Below are 3675 nucleotides of genomic sequence, written 5' to 3' on the forward strand. Positions count from 1 at the left end.
CGCGTACCAGGTCCAGCCGATCTCCACCCGGTCGGCCGGAGCGACGATGTCGTGATAGCGCGTGCTGCCGACGATGGTACCGGTCACGAGGTCGCGAACCGCCCAGGGGAGCATAGTTCCCGCGGCCTGGCCGGCGAGCGCCTGCGCGATGTAGCCCGCCGTCTCCTCCGCGGTCGGCACCGAGGTGAACCAGAGCTCCCAGAGCCTGCCGTCTGCCGCCGCAGCGGCGAGCGCGTCGCGATGCTCCACCGCGAGCGGCTCGAGGCGCACGCCATGCCCTTCGAGAGTGACCGGGGCGGGGGCGATCATCGGTTCCCTCCCGCTCGCTCTAGGCGGACTGCCGGGCACGGTCCCCGGAGGTCGCCGCCAGGTAGAGGGCAAACAGCACGACCAGGATCCCGTCGACGACCAACGGCAGCGCGGTCTGCGGGAAGAAGGGGCGGCCGTAGACGAGCAGCAGAGCGATGAAGACGGCCTTGCTCGCACTCGCGACGACCAGCACCAGCGGCCGGCTCTCGACATGGAAGGCAGCGTAGAGGAGCATGCCGCCGGTGAGCGCGATCAGGGAGCCCCAGCTGCGCACTACGATCTCCGCCAGTGGACCGGCGAGCGTCGCGCCAAAGGACGCTTCGAGCGCCGCCTGCGGCGCGATCGCGGCGAAGAGCATGGTGCAGGTGAGCGCGCCGCCGACCAGCAAGATCCCCTTCATTCCCCGAACGATCCAGTTCATGCGGCCTCCCTTCGCAATGCCGGCGGCGTCGCTCCTCGCGCGCCTTCCGGCGGAGGATACCTGCACCTGGCGGTCAGAAGGCGACGAGACTCTTGAAACCGCCGTAGGCCATGCGCTTCATGTCGAACGGCATCGCGTCCGGGGTCATCATCGCCGCCAGGCGGGGATCGCTCAGGACCTTCTTGAGCACCTTGTCGCGGTGGGCGCGGGACTTGTAGACGATCCAGGAGAAGCCGATGACCTCGCCCGGCTTCGCCAGAACCATGCCGGGAAAGCTGACGCTGCCTTTCTTCTTCTTCGGAATGTCGTCGCCGAGGCACTCCTGGTAGGCGAGCGCCCCGTGCTCCATCCAGACCTTGCCGGCCTTCCTGGCGATCCGCTTGTACTCCGCGACCTTCTTCTTCGGCACGGCGAATACGAATCCGTCGACGTAGCTCATGAGGCCTCCTCTGGAGATCGCCAACTGTCCGGCGTCTTCTCCGGAGTCTAGACCGAGCGCAGGCGATTGGCGTCAGGGCTGCCCGGATTCAGGTCGGCTCCTCCGGCGGGGCGCCGGCGGTCATCTGCAGCTCGACGATCATCTGGCGGGCGTCGGCGCGCAGGTGAGGCAGGTGGCGGGCGAAGATCAGCGCGCCGGCGAGGCACACGCAACCGCCGCCGGCAATCGTCGCCGGGGCGCCGATGCGCGCCGCGAGGCTGCCGGCAAGCAGCGCGCCGACGGGCGCCATGCCCATGAACATCATGGCGTAGAGCGACATCACGCGGCCGCGCATTTCGTCCGGGATGAGCGACTGGATGAGCGTGTTCGAGCTCGCCATCTCGCTCATCATGCAGAAACCGACCGGAACGAGGAGCGCCGCCGAGACCCAGAAGGAGCGCGAGAAGGAGAAGGCGACGAGGGCCAGCCCCATGCCGGCGGCGCAGACGGCGACGAAGGTGCCGAGTCCCTTGACGGAGCGGCGATTCGCCAACACGACGGCGCCGAGGAGCGCTCCGACACCGGAGGCTCCCATGAGCAGGCCGAGCTCGCGCGCGTCGCCGCCGAGGATCTCGCGCGCGAAGACCGGCATCAGCACCGCGTAGGGCATCCCGGTGAGGCTGACCAGACCGAGGAGCAGGAGCAGCGCTCGCACCGGCCGGGCGCGCGCGACGTAGACGAAGCCGTCGCGCACGCTCGTCCACACCGAAACGGTGCGCGCGAACGGCGCACCCTGTGGAATCCGCATCGTTGCGAGGCTGCCGAGCACGGCGAAGTAGCTCACTCCGTTGGCGAGAAAGCACCAGGCCTCGCCGATGCGCGCAACCAGCAGGCCGGCGATCGCCGGACCGACGACCCGCGCGCCGTTGAAGATCGAGGAGTTGAGCGCGATCGCGTTCACCAGGTCGTCGCGGCCGACCATGTCGATGGCGAACGCCTGGCGGGTCGGGATGTCGAAGGCATTGACGATCCCTCCGAGCGCGGCGAGAGTGAGGATCCAGGGGATGGTCACGGCGTCGGCGAAGGTGAGCGCCGCGAGCGCGAATGCCAGGACCATCGAGCTCGCCTGCGTCGCGAGCAGCACCTGGCGGCGGGCGAAGCGGTCGGCGACGACACCGCCGGCGGGGGAGAAGAGGAGGGTCGGGATCTGGCTGGCGAAGCCGACGATGCCGAGGAGCGCCGCCGAATGCGTCAGGCGATAGGCGAGCCAGGCCTGCGCTACTGACTGCATCCAGGTGCCGGTGAGCGAGATCAGCTGGCCGGCGAAGAAGATCCGGTAGTTGCGGTGCCGCAGGGCCCGCAACGACTCCGGCAGGTTCATCTCCTCTCGCTCCGGTCCGGCGGCGGGCCTGGAGGTGCTGGCGGTGCGGCCGCCTCGTCGCTTTCACTGTCGTCGCGCTCGTCGAGCAGGATCTCGATCTTGCGCTCGGGCTCGAGCTGCTTCTGCAACTCGAGGAGGCCGGTGCGCATCAGCCCGCGCCGCCGACTCTTGCCGTAGCGGCGCTCCTGGCGCTTGCCTTCGAGGGCGACGAGTGCGACGAGCAGGACGATTCCCGCGAGCAACCAGAGTTGGGCGCTCACCCTCAAAGCTCCAGGACGAGTCGGAGCCCGGCGTCGATGGCCTCCATCTCGCTGCCGCGGAGCTCGCCGACGGGCTCAATCAGATCGCTCTTGAGGACTTTCTGCAGGTCGTAAAGGTTGGCGACCGAGGGCTTCGAGAGGCGCGTCGAGCGGGCTTCGAGGCGCACGTTGCCGGGCAGACCTTCGAGATGGAGCCGGCTGGTCAGGGGAACGACGAGGAAGCTCGCGACCCGGGGCTCGCGGACCTTGTCGGTCTGGACGATGACGGCCGGCCGCCGCTTGTCGACGCGCACCCACCAGACCTCGCCGCGGCGCGGCAGTGGGGCGTCACCAGTCATCTTCGGCGTACTCCTGCGCCATGCGCTCGCGCTGATAGGTTCGCCAGGCGGCCGCGTCTTCCGCCACATCCCAGCCGTGCCGGTCGAGATAGGCCTTCGTCTGGGCACGAACGCGCGCTTCGTCGAGCAGCTCCGCCAGGAGCCCCGAGCGCGTCGTGCCGCGCCGCTCGGCCTCGGCATCGGCGAACGCCACCAGATCCTCTGCGAGAGAAACGCCGATCTTCACCGGAGAAGTGTAACACCGCCGGGAATACCCGGGTATCTCCGGAGCTCTCGGGCCGATCTCCTCACTACCTAGCGTTCGGCCTTCGCCAGGGCGGCCAGCGCCCGCTGGCGCGCCGCTTCGAACTCGTCGTCGGGGTTCCAGGTGGGCATCGCGTCGGCGTTGGCGACGGCGAGACCGACGGCCAGGGCGAGCTCTGTGTCCTCGATCATGCCGTCCCAGACCCAGGTCGCGTCGATCTCGTCGCACGGCTGGTGGTAGCAAGTCGAGTCGTAGGCGATCTGGCGCGCCCGCGCCGCCGCCGCGCCGTCCCCGGGGGCGTCGA

General features: G+C 69.3%; 8 protein-coding genes. All 8 read right to left on the minus strand.

Features of this window, described 5'->3' with window-relative positions:
* The coding region (locus KBA23_RS16145; RefSeq protein ID WP_290743110.1) for a GNAT family N-acetyltransferase at positions 1 to 309 on the minus strand (309 nt) is incomplete at its 3' end.
* A 19-nt stretch (positions 310 to 328) separates the two neighbouring features.
* Positions 329 to 730, minus strand: a complete 402-nt coding sequence (locus KBA23_RS16150; protein ID WP_290743113.1) for a hypothetical protein — start codon at positions 728 to 730, stop codon at positions 329 to 331.
* A 73-nt stretch (positions 731 to 803) separates the two neighbouring features.
* Positions 804 to 1169 carry a DUF1428 domain-containing protein gene (locus KBA23_RS16155; RefSeq protein ID WP_290743115.1) on the minus strand — a complete coding sequence of 122 codons (366 nt, stop codon included), beginning with the start codon at positions 1167 to 1169 and terminating at the stop codon, positions 804 to 806.
* Between the two features lie 88 nt (positions 1170 to 1257).
* Positions 1258 to 2529 carry an MFS transporter gene (locus KBA23_RS16160; protein ID WP_290743119.1) on the minus strand — a complete coding sequence of 424 codons (1272 nt, stop codon included), beginning with the start codon at positions 2527 to 2529 and terminating at the stop codon, positions 1258 to 1260.
* Positions 2526 to 2789, minus strand: a complete 264-nt coding sequence (locus KBA23_RS16165) for a hypothetical protein (RefSeq protein ID WP_290743122.1) — start codon at positions 2787 to 2789, stop codon at positions 2526 to 2528. The genes KBA23_RS16160 and KBA23_RS16165 overlap by 4 nt, the downstream gene beginning before the upstream one ends.
* Positions 2790 to 2791: 2 nt before the next feature.
* Positions 2792 to 3127 carry a type II toxin-antitoxin system PemK/MazF family toxin gene (locus KBA23_RS16170; RefSeq protein WP_290743125.1) on the minus strand — a complete coding sequence of 112 codons (336 nt, stop codon included), beginning with the start codon at positions 3125 to 3127 and terminating at the stop codon, positions 2792 to 2794.
* Positions 3117 to 3353, minus strand: a complete 237-nt coding sequence (locus tag KBA23_RS16175) for a hypothetical protein (protein ID WP_290743128.1) — start codon at positions 3351 to 3353, stop codon at positions 3117 to 3119. The genes KBA23_RS16170 and KBA23_RS16175 overlap by 11 nt, the downstream gene beginning before the upstream one ends.
* A 68-nt stretch (positions 3354 to 3421) precedes the next feature.
* Positions 3422 to 3675 (minus strand): hypothetical protein (locus KBA23_RS16180; protein WP_290743130.1); only part of this gene is annotated, 254 nt, incomplete at its 5' end.

The sequence above is a fragment of the Amaricoccus sp. genome, from assembly GCF_017995835.1.
Taxonomy (GTDB): Bacteria; Pseudomonadota; Alphaproteobacteria; order Rhodobacterales; family Rhodobacteraceae; genus Amaricoccus.

What these genes read in the sequence shown, in the direction of transcription:
- KBA23_RS16155 (WP_290743115.1), bottom strand. Translation starts at nt 1,169, where the DNA reads ATGAGCTACGTCGACGGATTCGTATTCGCCGTGCCGAAGAAGAAGGTC.
- KBA23_RS16160 (WP_290743119.1), bottom strand. Translation starts at nt 2,529, where the DNA reads ATGAACCTGCCGGAGTCGTTGCGGGCCCTGCGGCACCGCAACTACCGG.
- KBA23_RS16170 (WP_290743125.1), bottom strand. Translation starts at nt 3,127, where the DNA reads ATGACTGGTGACGCCCCACTGCCGCGCCGCGGCGAGGTCTGGTGGGTG.
- KBA23_RS16150 (WP_290743113.1), bottom strand. Translation starts at nt 730, where the DNA reads ATGAACTGGATCGTTCGGGGAATGAAGGGGATCTTGCTGGTCGGCGGC.